Origin of the sequence: Terriglobus roseus (assembly GCF_900105625.1) — a bacterium.
In the GTDB taxonomy this organism is placed as follows: domain Bacteria; phylum Acidobacteriota; class Terriglobia; order Terriglobales; family Acidobacteriaceae; genus Terriglobus; species Terriglobus roseus_B.
The window spans coordinates 2615794-2631527 of the sequence record NZ_FNSD01000001.1; the positions used below are offsets into that span (position 1 = coordinate 2615794).

The window sequence follows — 15734 nt, forward strand, 5'->3', positions numbered from 1 at the left end:
GACGAAGAAAATATGGCTCTGATGGTAGAGCGATCCCAAATGAACCATTCGGGAGGCTAAGGCGAGGCTTGCTGCCGCTGTCGGTCAGTCGCCGCCAGGGCCACAAGGCACAGCAGGGCACAGGAGAGCGGCCAGAGGCTGGCAAACAGGATCCTGAATGGCTGTGGCAGAGAGACAGCTGCCGCCAGGTCAAAGACGAGCGACCCCACCGTTACGGTTGCCAAGGCAAGCAGCCACACCTTGACGCCCTGTATGCGGCTTCTGAGCGCGTCGGCCCACAGCAGCGCAAAGGGGAGCAGCGCGACCGTGTAGCCGTGACGCCATGAGACCGGGGCGATGACGAGTGTGACCAGCGCGAAGATCGCGACGATGGTCGCGCGATCGATGAGGCTGGAGCTTTGCCTGAGACGCCAGACCAACAGGAGACACGCGCCGTAAAAGGCTGCGTCCAGCAGCTTGATGAACAGCAACAAGCCGTGAGGCGCCGCGCTCAGAACCGCATGCACACTGACCAGATTGAAGAGGTGGCCGTAGTAGAGCCAGGCTGCCACGGAGCCCAGGCACTTATTCTGCAAGGAAGGCAGAATGCCTGCCATCGCGGGAATCACGCGGGTGAAGGCGAGCATGTTTGCCGAGCCGTTCCACGCGAACATCAGCCCAACCGCCGCAAACAGTGAAGCGCCATAAGCGATGATCCAGCGCCACTCTCGCCAGAGGAGGAAGAGCGGCACCAGTAACAGCGGCGTCACCTTGAAAGAGGTCGCCAGCGCAAAAGCGACCGCCGACAGCACCGGCATTTCTTCCGCGTACGCCCATAGGCCGACCGCCCACAGTCCAAGTAACAGGGGCGTGATCTGGCCGAGCGAAATACCCTCATGCACCGGCCAGAAGCTGATCGCCAGGAAGACCAGCAGGGCGAACGACGAAGACAGGACTGGTAGCCGAAGCAGGCGGCCCAGCAGCAACATGCTGCCAAGGACCATCAGCAGATTGAACGCTCGCCACAGTTGCGCCGCCCGGATCAACGGCAGCCGCGTCAGGGGTGTCAGCAGATCGGCGAAGAGCGGCGGGTACAGATACAGCTCGGTATCGGCGATGCCGGATCGCTGCGCCATCTGTGCGATGCCCGATGTGGCTGGCGCACTGCGCAGTTGCGGATTGCCTTCCGTCGCACCCTCATACAGGTCCGCGTGACGGTCGGCATGCACCACCTGCGCCGCGAAGTAATAGTCGTAGAAGTCCAGATCCGGACTATCCATGACATGGCCCAGGTAACGCTGCGACAGCGAGCTGAGACATATGGCGGCGACAACAACCGCAAAGAGAATCGCAGCGATATTGCGCCTGGAGCTGCTGCCGGCAACCTGATTCATGCCGCCGCCTGGTCGATCTGCAGAGCCTGGAGCTGATGGCAGGTCTTCACGAAATTCGATGGATCCACTACCAAGCACATTCCCCTGATCGACAACATAGCCCTCGTTGAGTGATGGCCCAGTGTAAGGGTTCCAGCCACCAAAAGAACGAACCAGCTCCATGACGAAGCTGGTTCGTTCCCTGCGATCTTTTGCGGACGGCTTACTGGACCTTTACGGTCTTCGTAACGGAGCCGAACTGGTTGTTGGCGACCAGGGTGTATGTGGCGCCTGCGACATAGGGGGTAACCGTCATGGTCTGTGAATTCACGGCGGCCGCTTCCTTCACATAGCTGTAGGTTGATCCCGTCACGCTCCAGGTCAGGACCGTATTCCCGGCAACGGTAACAGCGGTGAAGCTGCCGATGACTGGCACGGCTCCTGTTGGAGGTGCCTGCCCATTGATCAGGGGTGTCGTCTGGACCACGTCGAAGTTCGACTCGGTGAGTGCTGCTCCCATGACACCGACATCGTCGGTATTCCAGCGCGGGTCGTTGTTGGCGCTGAAGTACATGTTGCCGCCGTTATCTGCGACAAAGGCGCCGTACTTCTTCAGAGCCGTCAAGATCACCTGGTTCGACTTCGAGAATTTGGAGATATCGAAGCTGGCCTTCAGGCGGATACGCATGCCGGGGATGGCGCTGTCCGAGCCGTTACCGCTGCCATGCGTTGCCGGCAGGATGTAGCTGCCGTTGGTGTTGTTGAAGGTGACGCGGAGTGCGTGGTTGATCGCGCCATTCGCCACTTCGTCATAACGCAAGAGCAGCGGCAGAATCGGCAGGCCGGCAACATCCGAAGAGGTGTAGCCGTACGGTCTGCGCTGTGGCTGATCGGTATTCCAAACCGTCTCGCTGTAAGCGGAATAAGCGCCATTCGCCAGCTTGGTCTGGTACAGCTCGTACAGGCGGCCGTTGGTCTTGTCGACTTCCAGTGTGTGGTGATCGCTGTTGGCGTTCTTCGCACCGGCGGTGCCAATGATGCCGTTCTCCGTGGTGGTCAAAGGAGACAACGGCACGGGCGTCAGGTCGCTCTCATCCGCCACGGTAACCTTCGACAGTTTCACGTAGGTCGGCGAGCTGGTAACAAACACCGGCATCGTGTTGTCGAGGTGGAAGTAGTCTCCTGTCGGAGTGGTGTATTCCTTCAGCCAATTAGCCGTCTTGGTGGAGTCAACAGGGTAGCTGCTGATATCGATCAGCGCTTCCGGAACAGTCTGGAACAGGTATCCATCAAAGTTCGGATTCGTTCCCTCACCGATGTTGGCGAGCGTCGTGGGCGAAGCCGGTGTGGTGCTGGCCGGTGGCGTGACGACAGGAGTCGTCGCAACGGGAGGCGTAACGACTGCTGCGGTGGTCACAACAACACTGACGGGAAACTGGATCGTAACGCTGGATCCTGAGGTGGTCGTCGTAGCGGAGCCCGCTGAGACGGTAACGGTTTGCGCCGGAATAGAGAGGACGCACAATGCCGGAAGGGCGAAAAGGAAAGGCTTCATTTGTAGTTCCTCGGCACGGGAGTTGAGCTGTGTAGTGCTCTTTTGTTCAAGATCGTCTTACCCAGGTCGTAGGTCCGGTTCGGGTCTGAGTAATTGTGGCAGAGCTAAGTTACGTTCCAGTTGCGACTTGCGCATCACGCCGCATCCCTAATCCGGTCAAGGCATATGCGCCATTCGGGTGAGAGAGCGGTACAACTGCGCACGGTTTTAACTGCCGGATTTCATCGGCAGGTTCTCCTTCGCGTCGAGTGGGAACCGAGCAGAAAAGGACTTCATCGCATGCCTCTTGCTGAAACGCGAGAAGTATGCAGGTGCTGCTAAATCAATGCGTATAGAGAATGTCTATGCAAGCGGACTGCCATTGCCCTTGTAAGCTGATCGCGTGAAGAATTTGTCCCGCCGCGATGCCTTGAAATTAAGTGGTGCTGCTGCGGCAGCGCTTCTACCAGCCGCTCTCCCGGCACAGCCGACAGGCGCCACGCAGCATGCCAGTGTGCCGGTCTGGGAGATCTTTGAACTCACAGTGAATGGCCCCGGTGAAAGTGCCGGCAGCAACCCTTGGAACCTCCGTTGGTCGGTGATCTTCGCGCAGGAGAACCGGCGAGTAACCGTGGACGGTTTCTACGACGGTGATGGCGTATTCAAGGCGCGCTTCATGCCGGACGCGAAGGGATTGTGGACGTACACAACAGAGAGCGAGACAGCACAACTGCGGGGGCACGCAGGCCGCTTCCACGCGATCGATGCAAAGACCGGTGCGCATGGGCCGGTGGCTGTACACAATACGCAGCACTTCAGCTATGCGGACGGATCGCCGTACTTCCCCTTTGGAACAACGAGCTATGCGTGGATCCACGAGCCGGAAGCATTGCAGCAGCAGACGCTGGCCACGCTAAAAGCCGCGCCATTCAACAAGATTCGCATGTGCGTTTTTCCCAAGCACTACGAGTACAACCATAACGAGCCGGAGTTTTATCCCTTCCCGCGCAGCGGCTCGATCAACGATTACACCCGCTTCGATCCACGCTTCTTCGCTCATCTTGAGCGGCGCATTCTGGACCTGCAGGCCATGGGGATTGAGGCCGATCTGATCCTCTTCCATCCGTATGATCGCTGGGGCTACCAGTCCATGAGTGCAGAGACCGACGCGTTCTACCTGCGCTACCTGGTCGCGCGGCTGGGAGCCTACCGCAACGTATGGTGGTCGCTGGCGAATGAGTGGGACCTGATGAAGTCGAAGTCTCTCGCGGACTTTGATCGCTTGTTTCACGTGCTTGAAAGCGCGGACGCGCATGGGCACCTGTGCTCGATTCACTACTCAGTCACCATGTACGACTACGCACGGCCGTGGGTTACGCACGCCAGTCTGCAAACGGACGAATTCGAAAAGGCGCCGGGCTGGCTTGCCGCATGGAAGAAGCCCGTGGTCTTTGACGAGTGCAAGTACGAAGGCAATCTGAACAAGCGGTGGGGCAACATCAGCGCGGCGGAGATGCTGCGTCGCTTCTGGCTGGGCGTGATCAACGGCTGCTACGTCACACACGGCGAGACCTACCTGCCGGAGACGGACGCAGCCTTTAACGAAGACACCACACCCACGCTGTGGTGGGCGCACGGCGGCGCGCTGCATGGCGAGAGTTCGGCAGGCATCGCGCAGTTGCGCAAAGTCGCGGAAGAGAGCGCGCCGAAGCCCTCGTCACGCATGGGCTTCGACGCGCCCGTGAATCCGTACTACCTGAACGCGGTTGCTTACGCGCCGGATGGCAAGACCGCCGAGACCATCCTCTACTACATGGATTCGCACCAGCCGGTCTGGTACGAGTTCCCCCTGCCGGAGGCTCCCTACACCGCCGAACTGATCGATCCGTCCACGGGCACCATCACGAAAGTGGCCGGAACTTACCACGGAAAATTGGCAAAGCTGCGGTTGAAAGTGAAGCCGTTTCAAGCAGTTCGCTTCCGACTGGCCCACGCCGGCATGGCGTAAATTTTACCGGGGACAGACTTTTCTTCGCAGTGAAAGGGCTAGTTTTGGGACAGGGTGCGGACGCCCAACTCATCAGGGATCCATCCTCATACGTGGGTTTGGAGGATGCTAAGGGTTGCGCATTGTGCGACATCCGCGCCCCTGATTCCCAGAGAGGGGCACCCACGAGATCTCCACGCAAAAGAGGGCCGCGTCCGCGGCCCTCTCTATCTTTCAAACAATGAACTACGCGTGGCCCAGGACCTCTAGCTTTACATTCGCCAGGCCCTTTTCCACCATGCCCAGTTCGTGGGCCGCTGCGGAGGACAGGTCGATGACGCGATTCGGTGCGAGTGTGCCGCGGTCATTGATCTTCACAATGACGGAGCGCATGGACTCAAGGTTCGTCACGCGCACCAGCGTGCCCAGTGGCAGCGTCTTGTGTGCGGCGGTCAGCTTGGTCTCGTCAAAGGTCTCACCGCTGGCGGTCTTGCGGCCGTTCCAAACGGCGCCGTACCAGGAGGCAAGTCCCCGCAGCGGATTGGTATGCAGGCCCAGAAAGTGGTGATGGTGCGGCTGCGCTGCAACGGCAGGCGGCGCGGGCGGTGCAGAGTGTGGTGCTAGCTGTTCCGGTGCGAGCGCGGTGGAACTCATCTCCATGCGATGCGTAATCGAGGAGGTAGCTGCTCCAGCGGTGGCAAGGGCCGATCCTGCGGCGACGAGAAGACCAAACGCCAGCTGGGGGCGGCGGCGAGCGACACGGACAAGGGCGCGCGCATGCAGCAGAGTGCGTGAGAGGGTGTTGGAACCGGCGTTGCGGGCGGCAAAGAAAGCGCGGCCGACGCGAGCCGAGGAGGCAGTGAGGAGTTCCGAACCGTTATCGGTGTAGTGGACGTTCAAGCAGTAACCTGCAAGACGAAGCGGCGTGGCGGAGTGGGGTTGCGTCCCGGGTTTGGTTTGGACGCGCGTGTTTCATGATGCTGGTCACAGGGTTGGCATGCGGTGTGCAATCTACCTCTAAGCAGGTGGAGTGCACGACGATGTCCCTGAGCTCCGCTGTCTTCTTCGTCTTCTTTCGTGTTGGATTTGGGCGCTCTTGGCGGCGCCTTGCCGATCTGACCATCTGGCGACGCTTTGCGCCTGCCCAATGGATTCCAGTGAATCGTGGTTCACAGCCCTCCCCATGGAGGGGAAGAACTGGCTGGTTGGCTGCGCATCTCCATCGTTCCTCGGTCTATACCGGGATGAGGACGCCGCCTTGATGCTCCTTAGTGTACCAATCCAGAGCGGGAATGTCCCACTTTCGTGGTAGGCGAAAGGCTGACGCCTTTTCGTTTGAACGAGTTAACGGCAAAGAAAATTGATCCGCCCGGGCTGATTTACGATGGCGGTGAGGGCTTTATGGATACTTCGATTGCCGCACGACGTACGGAAGACATTGCGCTGGACCTGCTGAAATTCATCGCCTCCACCACCAACGTGGTCAAAAGCAGCGGTGGCGGGACGCCCGGCTTTGGCGGCGGATCTTCCCCAAAGGGCGAGGACCAGGTAACGCAACTGCTCGACCTGTACAGCAAGTGCCGGCAGGCGGTCGAAACACCGGCTAAGTAAGCCATTCGCGGATGAGTTCCTCTCCAATACAGGTTGCGGTGGTGGGTGCAGGCGCCTTCGGGCGCAACCATCTTCGCGTCTACCGCGCGCTTGAGGCATCGGGCATTCATCTTGCTGCCTGTGTCGACCCAAGTGAAGCGGCACGCTCTGCGATCGGCGCGGAATACGGCATCCCCGTCTTCGCTTCCATCGAAGAGCTGCTTGCCGCAGGGCTGCCCATCACGGCGGCCAGTGTCTGTACACCGACGGTGTTCCACGCCGACGCAGCAATCCGATTGATGGCCGCCGGGATCGATGTACTCATTGAGAAGCCGATTGCCGGTACGCTCGCCGAAGCCGACGCGATCCTCTCGACCGCGAAGCAGTATGGGCGCGTCGTCCAGATAGGCCATCTCGAACGCTTCAACCCGGCCGTGACGGCTGCCGTGCCTCTGCTGAACCGGCCCATGTTCTTTGAGAGCCACCGGTTAAGCATCTTCACGCCGCGCTCTCTGGACGTGGATGTGGTGCTGGACCTGATGATCCACGACCTGGATGTGGTGCTGACCATGGCTGCATCGCCCGTGCGGGAAGTACGCGCCGTGGGCCTGCCGGTGCTCTCCCAAAAGACCGACATCGCGAACGTCCGCGTTGAATTCGAGAGTGGCGCCGTGGCGAACTTCACCGCCAGCCGCATCAGCACGGAACGCGTGCGCAAGCTGCGTTTCTTCCAGCCGCATCAATACCTTTCGCTCGACTTCGCGCGGCAGGACCTGCTGATGATCGACGTGACCGCCGCAGCATCGCTGACACCCGCTCAGATGCAGGCGCTCTTCGCAGGCGGCGCCGGCATCACCGCCAGCGAAACGCACTCAAACGAAGAGGTGGAAGCGCACCTCGCACAATTACGCGCAGCCAAGGGAAGTGCAGCCTCCGACTCGCCCATCGCAGCCGACCTGGCCGCTCGAAGTGGTCTGGCCGCCGCAGCCGCTCACCCCTCAGCAGGTCTCTCGCTCCGCAAGGTACCCACCGAGCCGGGCGAGCCGCTGCGACTGGAGATCGAATCCTTCCTCGAAGCCGTCCGCACACGCTCCACACCACGCGTCAGCGCCGAAAACGGCCGCGCCGCATTGGCGCTGGCGCTGGAGATCAACGCCGCGATCGCAGCGCACGCAGAACACGCCGGGCTATAAAAGCCACGACCCGTCCCAGTATCGTCATCCTGAGCGAAGCGCAGCGTAGGACCCGCATTCCGCTCGCAGTGGCGAAAATACTCGGGGACGGGCCCCGTTCCGACTTCGCCCAGGAGGACAAAGCCATGGCAAGTGAATAAGAAGCCGACTACCGGATGGCGGCCATGCTGTAGCGGAACAACTGATCGAAATCCGTCCGGATGGTGAGCTCGGTCGTCTCGTGCTTTGCGATGGCCGTTTCGATCGCTTTCTGCGCGGACTCGCGCTTGTAACCGAGATTCGTCAATGCGGAGAGAACGTCGTCAATGACCGGACCACCGTGGAAGCCGGTTGCGCTTTGGATCGGCACGGCGCTTGAGAGGTCGTCGAGCTTGTCCTTCAACTCCAGCACGACGCGCTCCGCTGTCTTCTTGCCAATGCCGGGTATCTTCGTCAGCGTCGCGTGATCGCCGCCGCGAATCGCTGCGACCAGCGATGCCGCGGAGAGGCCGCTGAGCACCGTGATGCCGAGCTTCGGGCCGATACCGCTCACCGTAATCAACCGCTCGAACAAACGCTTCTCATCGCGATCGAGGAAGCCGAAGAGCGCAATCGCATCCTCGCGCACCTGCGTGTTGATATGCAGCGAAATCTCCGCGCCCTCCGCCGGCAGCGACGAGTAGGTAGGGATCGTAATGGCAACGTCATAACCCACACCGCCGCAGTCGACGATGGCCTGGTTGGGGGATTTGCTGAGAAGACGTCCGCGAAGATGAGCGATCATGCTGTGGCTGATTGTAGAGCGTCAGGGTCATGCTGATGCCATGAGCGAGATTGTCTTCAACGTGCATCAGGAAGAGGACCGGGGGATACTGGACCCGCGCCGAGAACCTTGCGCTTCATACCTAGTGAGACACGTGGGAAGAACTCTGCGACAACGTATTAGAAGTCGTGCAGCTACACCATCGGCGAGCCCAAACCCTCTAAGGTGCGACTGCACCTGGTACACGATCAGGAACTGCAGCTTGTCGCCTAGCGGCGGCGGTAGAGGATCTGGAACTTGTACCCATCGTTCGCTGGGAACAGGCGATTGACTGTCTTCAGGCGCTCGGCCAAAGCGGGCGCGGCCAGCAGCGGGTATTCGCGTTCGCGCAGGTCGGCGTAGTCAAAGTCGAGGTACAAACTGAGCAGGTAGATTGCCAACGCATCGGAGAATGCCGCCGCGTGGAAGTCTGTCCGTGCCTTTTCATCGATCTTGCCGGTTGCCTGCTGCGATTGGGTCTGGGTGCCGGCCCCGGCGGGGCGCTGCCCCATTGCTGCCGCACGATCTTCCCAGGCATCCATGCTGGTCTCCCCGCGAATATTGGCGACGGCCTGTTGCCAGGCCAGCTCCGCAAAGGCTGCGGGCGTTCCCACAGTGTCCACGAAGTTGTGCGCGACATTGATAAAGAACTCAAACGCCAGGGCGAAGCGGTCGCTATGCAGGCGGCTGCTCAGAAAGACGTACTCCTCGCCCGCGATGCGTGCATTACGGTGGCAGATGGCCTTGTCGGCCAGCGCCGCGCTGTAGGCCGGTGCGATCAGCGTCACATCGGAGACAGGGAACGGCGCAACGGGCGCGGAATCCTCCCCGGCCAGCCTGGCACCCGAGAGTGCCAGCGGAACGAAGAAGTACACGTGCTTTGACAGACCCTGCGCGATCGAAACCGGGACCGCATTTACCAGGCGTGTGATCTCGGCGGGCGACGTCGTGGGCGAATCCAGCCGGCCCAGCGTTGCGTAACGAACACCATTGGCTGCAGTGGCCGCGGTCGCCTGCTCGGCAGCCTCTTCCGGCGTCAGTAGATCGGTCGTAAGGGCTTCTGGCATCAGCAGGTATTCTAACGGTGTGGCGCGCCCACACGCGAGGTTCGCGCAACATGGCGGGAATCACGCAACGACTTCCGTACGACGCGCGACAGAAGAAAGCTGAGAGCCATGGCCAACACCGCAAAGAATCGCCCAACATACGCTCCCGACTACACCGGGGCCCGATTTTTCGGCGCACCCGTGGGTGACTTCTCCATCTTTCAAACGCTGCTGCTGACCCTCGCCTGTGGCGTCGCATCGTTCTTCCTGGCGACCTTCCTCGCCATTATGGGCATGCTGGTGATGACGATGGCGGGGCACAAGCCGGACTTTTCGCTGGCGTACCGCTGGTTCGGCTTGCCGGTCGGCATCGTCGTGCTGGTTGCGGCCGCATGCTACTTGGGATCTTTACTGGTCCGCAGGATTCGCCGCCAGGGCGCGTAGTCCTCCTCTACACTGGCCTTCATGGCTGACCGACCCCTCTCACAGCAGCACGCGCCCTCCGACCCCTATCGCTGGACAATCGGTCTGCTGCTGGGCATCGGTGTGTTGGTCAACTACTTTGACCGCGTCAACCTGTCCGTCTCGCATGACGCCCTGGTGGGTAGCTTCGGCATTACGCCGCAGGTCTTCGGGCAGCTCTCAGCCGCATACTCGTGGACCTATGCCGCCTGCCAGTTGCCGACCGGCGTGATCCTCGATGCCTTCGGCGTTCGCAAGGTCACCATTACATCGGTCTTCATCTGGGGCATCGCTTCGATCGCTGCAGCCTTCGCCCCGGGAGTCGTGCTGTTCTTCCTGGCGCGACTGCTGCTCGGCATCGGCGAAGCGCCAACCTTCCCTGCCAATGCCAAGGCAGTTGGCGCGTGGTTTCCGTCGCACGAACGGTCGCTGGCCACGGCCATGTTCGACAGCTCTGCGAAACTGGCTAACGCCATCGGCGTTCCCCTGCTGGGTCTGCTGCTGCTGCGCGTGGGCTGGCGATGGTCGTTCGGCTTCACGGCCATGCTGTCCTTCGCCTACATGGGTCTGTTCGCTCTGCTGTACCGCGAGCCGGATCGTTTCTCCATGCGCAACGTCATTCGCTCTGCGGGTCCCGAAGCCGACGCGGACGCAGCGCAGATCATTGCGCCACCAATCCCGCTGGCAAAGCTGCTGCGGCAGAAAAAGATCATCGGCGTCGCGATTGGTTCAGGCGCCTATAACTATGTCTTCTACCTGTTACTGACGTGGCTACCCACCTACCTGTCACAGACGCTGCACATTACGCTACGGCAATCGTTTCTGTACACGGGCGCCCCGTGGCTGGTGGCCGCGCTGTGCGGCCTGCTGATTGGCGGTGTGCTGGTCGACACGCTGATCAAACGCGGCTTTGACGCCAGCAACGTCCGCCGCGCCGTGCTGATCTGCGGCACGGTCTGTGGACTGGGCATCGTGGGTGCGGCCTTTGCGCACTCCGTGGCCTCCGCCCTCATCCCCATCACGATCGCCATCGGTGGCCTGTCCGCAGCATCGCCCGTCATCTGGAGCCTGCCTTCGCTGCTGGTTCCGAACACCAGCACCGGCAAGGTGGGCGGGATCATCAACTTTGCCAACCAGATCTCCGCCATCGTCGCGCCAATCCTGACCGGCTACACCGTGCAGAAGACTGGCAGCTATGTCTGGGCCTTTGCGATCCCCACCGTCTACATCCTGCTCGGCATACTTTCGTACATCGTCCTGGTGGGCCGAATTCAGGCGATCGACGTGCGCGAGGCACTGGTTGACGTATAGCCCACTAAAGCTCGGACTGCACGCCTGCTGGCGCGTACTTTTCCACCGAATGATTTGTTCTTCTGTTGGCTAACGGGAGGAGGGCGGGCGACCTTGCTTCCGAAAATGGCTCCTGAAGCGTTCTGCTGCCGGAGCTTTGTATGAGTTATTCGCCACGCATTACCGAGATAGAACTTCTTGACGACCGGGTTCTCGTGATCTTCGAACCGGAAATCGCCGCCGTGCTGACAAAGGAAGACCTGCACGAACTCGCAGTCCATAAGAACGCGTTCGTGCAGCCTGAAGATTTGGACTGATCCAGAATCCGTTGTCGTGCATTTACTTCTTCAGGATGGCCCGCGTCGATCCGACCGTCACACCGCCGTCGATGAGCATGGTCTGGCCCGTCATGTACCGCGATGCCTCGCTGGCCAGGAAGACCACGGCGCCGTCCAGATCGTTTGGCGCGCCCGGCCGCTTCATGGGGATGCGCTCCACCAGGTAATCGACCCAGCCCGCGTCCTCGTACATCACGGCGTTCTGCGCGGTCTTGAACCAGCCTGGTGCAAGAACGTTGACCGTGATGCCGTGCTGTCCCCAGTCATCGGCCAGCGACATCGTCAGTTGCTTGATGCCGCCGCGACTCGCGCCGTACGGCCCCAGGCCCGCAAAGCCGCGCACGCTGGTCACCGACCCCACGTTAATGATGCGGCCATACCCGCGCCCGATCATGTGCCGTGCAATGCCCTGGGCAACGAAGAAGGCACCACGCAGATTCGTGTCGAGGATGGCATTCCAGTCCTCCCACGTAACTTCCAACGCAGGCTTTCGGATGTTCATCCCCGCGTTGTTCACCAGGATGTCGACCTTGCCGAAGAGCGTCGGCGCTGCGTCTGCAAAGGCGTTGATGCTGGCCTGGTCACGTACATCGAGGGTCAGTGCCTTCGCTTCAATACTCATCGCGGCGAGCTCGGCGATGAAGGCATCGCAATCGCCGGCCTTGCGGCTGGTGACGATCAGCTTCGCACCGGCGCGGCCAAGCGCCTTTGAAAAGTACTGCCCAAGCCCGCGCGATGCGCCGGTAACAATGGCCACCTGGCCCGTCAGGTCGAAGAGATTTTCTGCCATGACACTCCCTGCATTCTTGAACATCCTCTCACTCTGCCGCATGGCGAAGTGGATGGCGTGTGAAACAACTTTCGATCGCTCAACGCTCCGGTGGGGGTAGGTCGAGAATTCGCCAAAACTGAATAAAAAAAGTTGAACTGCGGGCAAAGCCATGCGTATTAGAAGGTGCAGAAGCTCGCACTCAGCTTTGCGCCGGCCGTTCCGGCCTTCGACAGGACAGGAAAAAAATCATCGCGAATCGCGAAAGGGAACCCATGTTTCCAAACCGTTCGTTGCTTCCTTTCTATCGTCACACGGTCACCGCTCAGTGTCTGCTGACCGTCGCCTTTCTTCTTCTTACCCGATCGACATCCGCGCAAGTGACGCCGAACTACGGCGGCAACGCTCACCAGCCCTACCTGGATCTGCTCCACAGGACACAAACGGAAAATGCTGCGCCGGCCAGGCTTGGCTATGCCTGGGCCTTACTCGCCTCTTCGTACCAACGCAGCGGCGAAATCGAAGCCGCTCTGCGTGCTTACGGACAGGCGCTGCCGCTGCTCGCGAAGAGTGTCGACTCCCGGGTCAACTATGCAACGGCGCTCGACAACCTTGGTGAGGTCTATATCGAAACCGGGGACTTGAAAGATGCGGAGCGTGTGCGCCAGAAAGCATTCGCGATTCGATCCGAGATCGGAAACCCGGTCGACCTGGCTCGCAGTCACGAGCACCTCGCAGAGATCCTGCTTGCGGAGCATCGCTACAAAGCGGCCCAGGAAGATGCGGAAGCTGCCAAGGTGATCCTGACCAGCTCAAGGGAGCCTGCGTACAGCGGGGAACTTCAGGTGTCCCAGAAACCCGGCAACACACTTGTAGCCGCTTACATCACCCTGACATTCGCTCAGTGCAAGCAGTCCGCATTTGCCGCATGCATGCGTTCGGCCGAGATGGCGGACCAGCTCGTGACTCGCGACTTCGCGCCGGAGTCACTGGAGCGAGCGCACGCGGATGTTGCGCTTGGATTTGCAACGTGGAAGAACGGCGATACCGAAGCAGCAGACCGGAAGTTCCAGACCGGCCTGGACAGGATGAAAACTGCGCTGGGGGAAACGCATCCCGTCGTCATCACGTCCATGACCCTGTATCGCGATTTCTTGAAAGAAACCCACCAAGGTGCGCGCGCAGATCTGATGAGCCGCTCGATTGAAAGCGCGCGCGCATTCCGCATGAAAGAGAATTGCGCGAGGTGCATCCTCACCATAGCCGCGCTGCCTTAACGCCAGCCCGATGTAAGTGGCAGAGCTCCAAGACGACGCGTCTGCCACTGACTCACGTGCGTCGCGCTCAGGCGCCCGGTGTAACGACCACCTTCAGCAGTCCATCTTCACGGCCATGCAACCGGCTGAAATATCCAGCAGCCTCGTCCAGTGTCGACACGGCCGAGATCAGCGGCTTCACCGTGATGGCGCCACTCGCCATCAGCCGAATTGCTTCGGGATACTCGCCTGCTGAACCACACGAACCCTGCAGTCGGATTTCGCGTGTGACCACGCGTTGCAGAGGCAGCGGGACCTCTGGCTGAATGTTCCCAATCAGCGTCACGGTACCGCCGCGCTTCACACACTCGATGGACGCAACAACAGTCTCCGCGCGACCGACCGCTTCCAGGACCACATCCACTCCGCGCCCATTCGTACGCTTCAGGATCTCTGCAACCAGTTCACTGCCACTGAGGTGCAGCGTGTCAGGGATGCCAACATCCTTCGCCATCTCCAGGCGTGCTGCATCGACGTCCGCAATCATCACGGAGCTGCATCCTGCCGCACGCGCGGCCTGCGCGGTCAGCAGACCGATCATGCCCGCACCGATCACCAGCGCGGATTCGCCGCCCTTCATCTGCGTGACATTCACACCATGCAGAGCGATGGAAACCGCCTCAAGCATCGCGGCTTCGGTGAAATTGAAGTCATCCGGAAGACGGTAGAGGATGCGAGCCGGCACACTGACCAGCTCCGCAAAGGCGCCGTGACGGCGATAGTCACCCGGCGAAACGCCCACAACCTGCCGCGAGTCGCACAGGTTCACCAGTCCCTCGGCACAGAAGGCGCACGCACCACAGTAGACCGTCGAATCGAACGTGACGCGATCGCCAGGCTTCCAGTCCTTCACCTCAGCGCCAACCTTCGCGATCGTACCCGCAGCCTCATGACCCATGATGATCGGCGGAATGCGACGGCCACTGCTGCCGTCATAACCGTGCACATCACTGCCACAGATGCCACACGCGGCCACGCGAATCAACACCTCGTCCGGCCCGCATGCAGGCTCCGGAACATCTACGACTTCCAGGTGCGAATACTCTTCGAGCATCAACGCTTTCATCCGTCATTTCCTCACGCAACCAGCTTACGCGCGGAGGCCGTTGCGCATCTAGATTCATCCTCGCGTCGATTGCACTACGCTCGCGGCAGATTGGCCGCGGCTACCGCGTACTCTTGCTGTGCAAGCTCCACCAGAAGGAATTTCCATGAGACTGAAGTTGATCGTCGCCACCCTGATCCTCGTCGCCACGCATGCCCTGCACGCCGCGATTCCCGCGGATTGGACGACGCCGATCGCGCCTTTCAAGATCTCCGGCAACCTGTACTACGTGGGCTCACGCGACCTTGCTGCCTATCTGGTGACGACGCCGAAGGGCAACATCCTGATCAACGCGAATCTTGAGACATCGCCGGCTCAAATCCGGCACAGCGTCGAGCAGCTCGGCTTCCAATGGGCGGACACGAAGATCCTGCTCAGCAGCCAGGCGCATTATGATCACGCCGCCGGCGCCGCCGAAGTCATAAAAGAGACGCACGCAACCCACATGGTGATGGATGGCGACGTGGACGTGATGCAGAGCGGCGGCGCCACCGACTATGACACCACGCTCGATCACTTTCCACCGTCGCACGTGGACCGCGTTCTGCGTGACGGTGAGAAGGTCGAACTGGGCGGCACCACCGTCGTCGCGCATAAGACCGCCGGCCACACCAAGGGCACCACCACGTGGACGATGCAGACGCATGACGGAGGTGTCACCCGCAATGTTGTCATCGTGGGCGGATGGGCCTGGAATCCTGCGGTGCGGCTGGTTACAGCCAACGGCAAGACCGAGTCCTATCCCGGCATCGAACGCGACTTCGACCACACCTTCGCGGCGATGAGGACGTATCCGTGCGACATCTTCCTTGGCGCACATGGCGTGTACTTCAACATGCTGCCCAAGCTGGAACGCATGAAGACCGAGGGCGAAAAGGTCTGGATTGACCCGCAGGGTTACAAGTCTGCGCTGGCGGAAAAGGAAGCAAACTTCCGTAAGGAAGTGGCTGCAGAGAAGGCCGGGAAGTGAC

Annotated in this window: 15 protein-coding genes; 8 read left to right on the plus strand and 7 right to left on the minus strand. The window is 60.6% G+C overall.

Annotated features, from left to right (window positions below; all coding sequences use genetic code 11):
• Positions 1-56 precede the first annotated feature (56 nt).
• Positions 57-1373: a glycosyltransferase family 87 protein gene (locus BLW03_RS10810; RefSeq protein ID WP_212733181.1), complete on the minus strand. Its 1317-nt coding sequence runs from the start codon at positions 1371-1373 to the stop codon at positions 57-59.
• Between the two features lie 202 nt (positions 1374-1575).
• On the minus strand, positions 1576-2907 hold the full coding sequence (locus BLW03_RS10815; protein ID WP_074653984.1) for a hypothetical protein: 1332 nt from the start codon (positions 2905-2907) through the stop codon (positions 1576-1578).
• Positions 2908-3289: 382 nt separating this feature from the next.
• Between BLW03_RS10815 and BLW03_RS10820 the strand changes: the two genes are divergently transcribed.
• The gene (locus BLW03_RS10820) at positions 3290-4894 is read left to right on the plus strand and encodes a DUF5060 domain-containing protein (RefSeq protein WP_074653986.1); all 1605 of its coding nucleotides are present in this window, start codon (positions 3290-3292) and stop codon (positions 4892-4894) included.
• A 225-nt stretch (positions 4895-5119) separates the two neighbouring features.
• Here BLW03_RS10820 and BLW03_RS20855 read toward each other — a convergent pair whose 3' ends face one another.
• Positions 5120-5773 carry a septal ring lytic transglycosylase RlpA family protein gene (locus BLW03_RS20855; RefSeq protein WP_074653988.1) on the minus strand — a complete coding sequence of 218 codons (654 nt, stop codon included), beginning with the start codon at positions 5771-5773 and terminating at the stop codon, positions 5120-5122.
• A gap of 435 nt (positions 5774-6208) precedes the next feature.
• On the opposite strand from BLW03_RS20855, the gene BLW03_RS10830 reads away from it, so the two are divergent.
• Positions 6209-6484: a hypothetical protein gene (locus tag BLW03_RS10830; protein ID WP_348270842.1), complete on the plus strand. Its 276-nt coding sequence runs from the start codon at positions 6209-6211 to the stop codon at positions 6482-6484.
• A gap of 11 nt (positions 6485-6495) precedes the next feature.
• Positions 6496-7656, plus strand: a complete 1161-nt coding sequence (locus BLW03_RS10835) for a Gfo/Idh/MocA family protein (RefSeq protein ID WP_074653990.1) — start codon at positions 6496-6498, stop codon at positions 7654-7656.
• A gap of 148 nt (positions 7657-7804) precedes the next feature.
• Here the strand turns inward: BLW03_RS10835 and ruvA are convergent, their stop codons facing one another.
• Both ruvA and BLW03_RS10845 read right to left on the minus strand, forming a co-directional pair.
• Entirely contained in the window at positions 7805-8419 is a 615-nt protein-coding gene (gene ruvA / locus BLW03_RS10840; RefSeq protein WP_074653992.1) for a Holliday junction branch migration protein RuvA, read from the minus strand.
• A 248-nt stretch (positions 8420-8667) separates the two neighbouring features.
• On the minus strand, positions 8668-9504 hold the full coding sequence (locus BLW03_RS10845; protein ID WP_074653994.1) for a hypothetical protein: 837 nt from the start codon (positions 9502-9504) through the stop codon (positions 8668-8670).
• Between the two features lie 108 nt (positions 9505-9612).
• On the opposite strand from BLW03_RS10845, the gene BLW03_RS10850 reads away from it, so the two are divergent.
• The 3 genes from BLW03_RS10850 to BLW03_RS20635 all read left to right on the plus strand — a co-directional run bounded on the left by BLW03_RS10850 (position 9613) and on the right by BLW03_RS20635 (position 11552).
• A complete protein-coding gene (locus tag BLW03_RS10850) occupies positions 9613-9927 on the plus strand; it encodes a hypothetical protein (protein ID WP_074653996.1) in 315 nt (104 codons plus the stop codon).
• A 21-nt stretch (positions 9928-9948) separates the two neighbouring features.
• A complete protein-coding gene (locus tag BLW03_RS10855; protein ID WP_074653998.1) occupies positions 9949-11256 on the plus strand; it encodes an MFS transporter in 1308 nt (435 codons plus the stop codon).
• Positions 11257-11396: 140 nt separating this feature from the next.
• Positions 11397-11552, plus strand: coding sequence for a hypothetical protein (locus BLW03_RS20635; protein ID WP_170835019.1), 156 nt, complete (start codon positions 11397-11399; stop codon positions 11550-11552).
• 22 nt (positions 11553-11574) lie between these two features.
• Here the strand turns inward: BLW03_RS20635 and BLW03_RS10860 are convergent, their stop codons facing one another.
• A complete protein-coding gene (locus BLW03_RS10860; RefSeq protein ID WP_074654000.1) occupies positions 11575-12363 on the minus strand; it encodes an SDR family NAD(P)-dependent oxidoreductase in 789 nt (262 codons plus the stop codon).
• Between the two features lie 254 nt (positions 12364-12617).
• Between BLW03_RS10860 and BLW03_RS10865 the strand changes: the two genes are divergently transcribed.
• Positions 12618-13619, plus strand: a complete 1002-nt coding sequence (locus BLW03_RS10865; protein WP_074654002.1) for a tetratricopeptide repeat protein — start codon at positions 12618-12620, stop codon at positions 13617-13619.
• Between the two features lie 67 nt (positions 13620-13686).
• Here BLW03_RS10865 and BLW03_RS10870 read toward each other — a convergent pair whose 3' ends face one another.
• On the minus strand, positions 13687-14724 hold the full coding sequence (locus BLW03_RS10870; protein WP_074654004.1) for a galactitol-1-phosphate 5-dehydrogenase: 1038 nt from the start codon (positions 14722-14724) through the stop codon (positions 13687-13689).
• Between the two features lie 145 nt (positions 14725-14869).
• On the opposite strand from BLW03_RS10870, the gene bla reads away from it, so the two are divergent.
• Positions 14870-15733: a subclass B3 metallo-beta-lactamase gene (gene bla / locus BLW03_RS10875; RefSeq protein ID WP_074654006.1), complete on the plus strand. Its 864-nt coding sequence runs from the start codon at positions 14870-14872 to the stop codon at positions 15731-15733.
• Position 15734: the final 1 nt, after the last annotated feature.

What these genes read in the sequence shown, in the direction of transcription:
- BLW03_RS10810 (WP_212733181.1), bottom strand. Translation starts at nt 1,373, where the DNA reads ATGAATCAGGTTGCCGGCAGCAGCTCCAGGCGCAATATCGCTGCGATT.
- BLW03_RS10815 (WP_074653984.1), bottom strand. Translation starts at nt 2,907, where the DNA reads ATGAAGCCTTTCCTTTTCGCCCTTCCGGCATTGTGCGTCCTCTCTATT.
- BLW03_RS10835 (WP_074653990.1), top strand. Translation starts at nt 6,496, where the DNA reads ATGAGTTCCTCTCCAATACAGGTTGCGGTGGTGGGTGCAGGCGCCTTC.
- ruvA (WP_074653992.1), bottom strand. Translation starts at nt 8,419, where the DNA reads ATGATCGCTCATCTTCGCGGACGTCTTCTCAGCAAATCCCCCAACCAG.
- BLW03_RS10845 (WP_074653994.1), bottom strand. Translation starts at nt 9,504, where the DNA reads ATGCCAGAAGCCCTTACGACCGATCTACTGACGCCGGAAGAGGCTGCC.
- BLW03_RS10850 (WP_074653996.1), top strand. Translation starts at nt 9,613, where the DNA reads ATGGCCAACACCGCAAAGAATCGCCCAACATACGCTCCCGACTACACC.
- BLW03_RS10855 (WP_074653998.1), top strand. Translation starts at nt 9,949, where the DNA reads ATGGCTGACCGACCCCTCTCACAGCAGCACGCGCCCTCCGACCCCTAT.
- BLW03_RS20635 (WP_170835019.1), top strand. Translation starts at nt 11,397, where the DNA reads ATGAGTTATTCGCCACGCATTACCGAGATAGAACTTCTTGACGACCGG.
- BLW03_RS10860 (WP_074654000.1), bottom strand. Translation starts at nt 12,363, where the DNA reads ATGGCAGAAAATCTCTTCGACCTGACGGGCCAGGTGGCCATTGTTACC.
- BLW03_RS10865 (WP_074654002.1), top strand. Translation starts at nt 12,618, where the DNA reads ATGTTTCCAAACCGTTCGTTGCTTCCTTTCTATCGTCACACGGTCACC.
- BLW03_RS10870 (WP_074654004.1), bottom strand. Translation starts at nt 14,724, where the DNA reads ATGAAAGCGTTGATGCTCGAAGAGTATTCGCACCTGGAAGTCGTAGAT.
- bla (WP_074654006.1), top strand. Translation starts at nt 14,870, where the DNA reads ATGAGACTGAAGTTGATCGTCGCCACCCTGATCCTCGTCGCCACGCAT.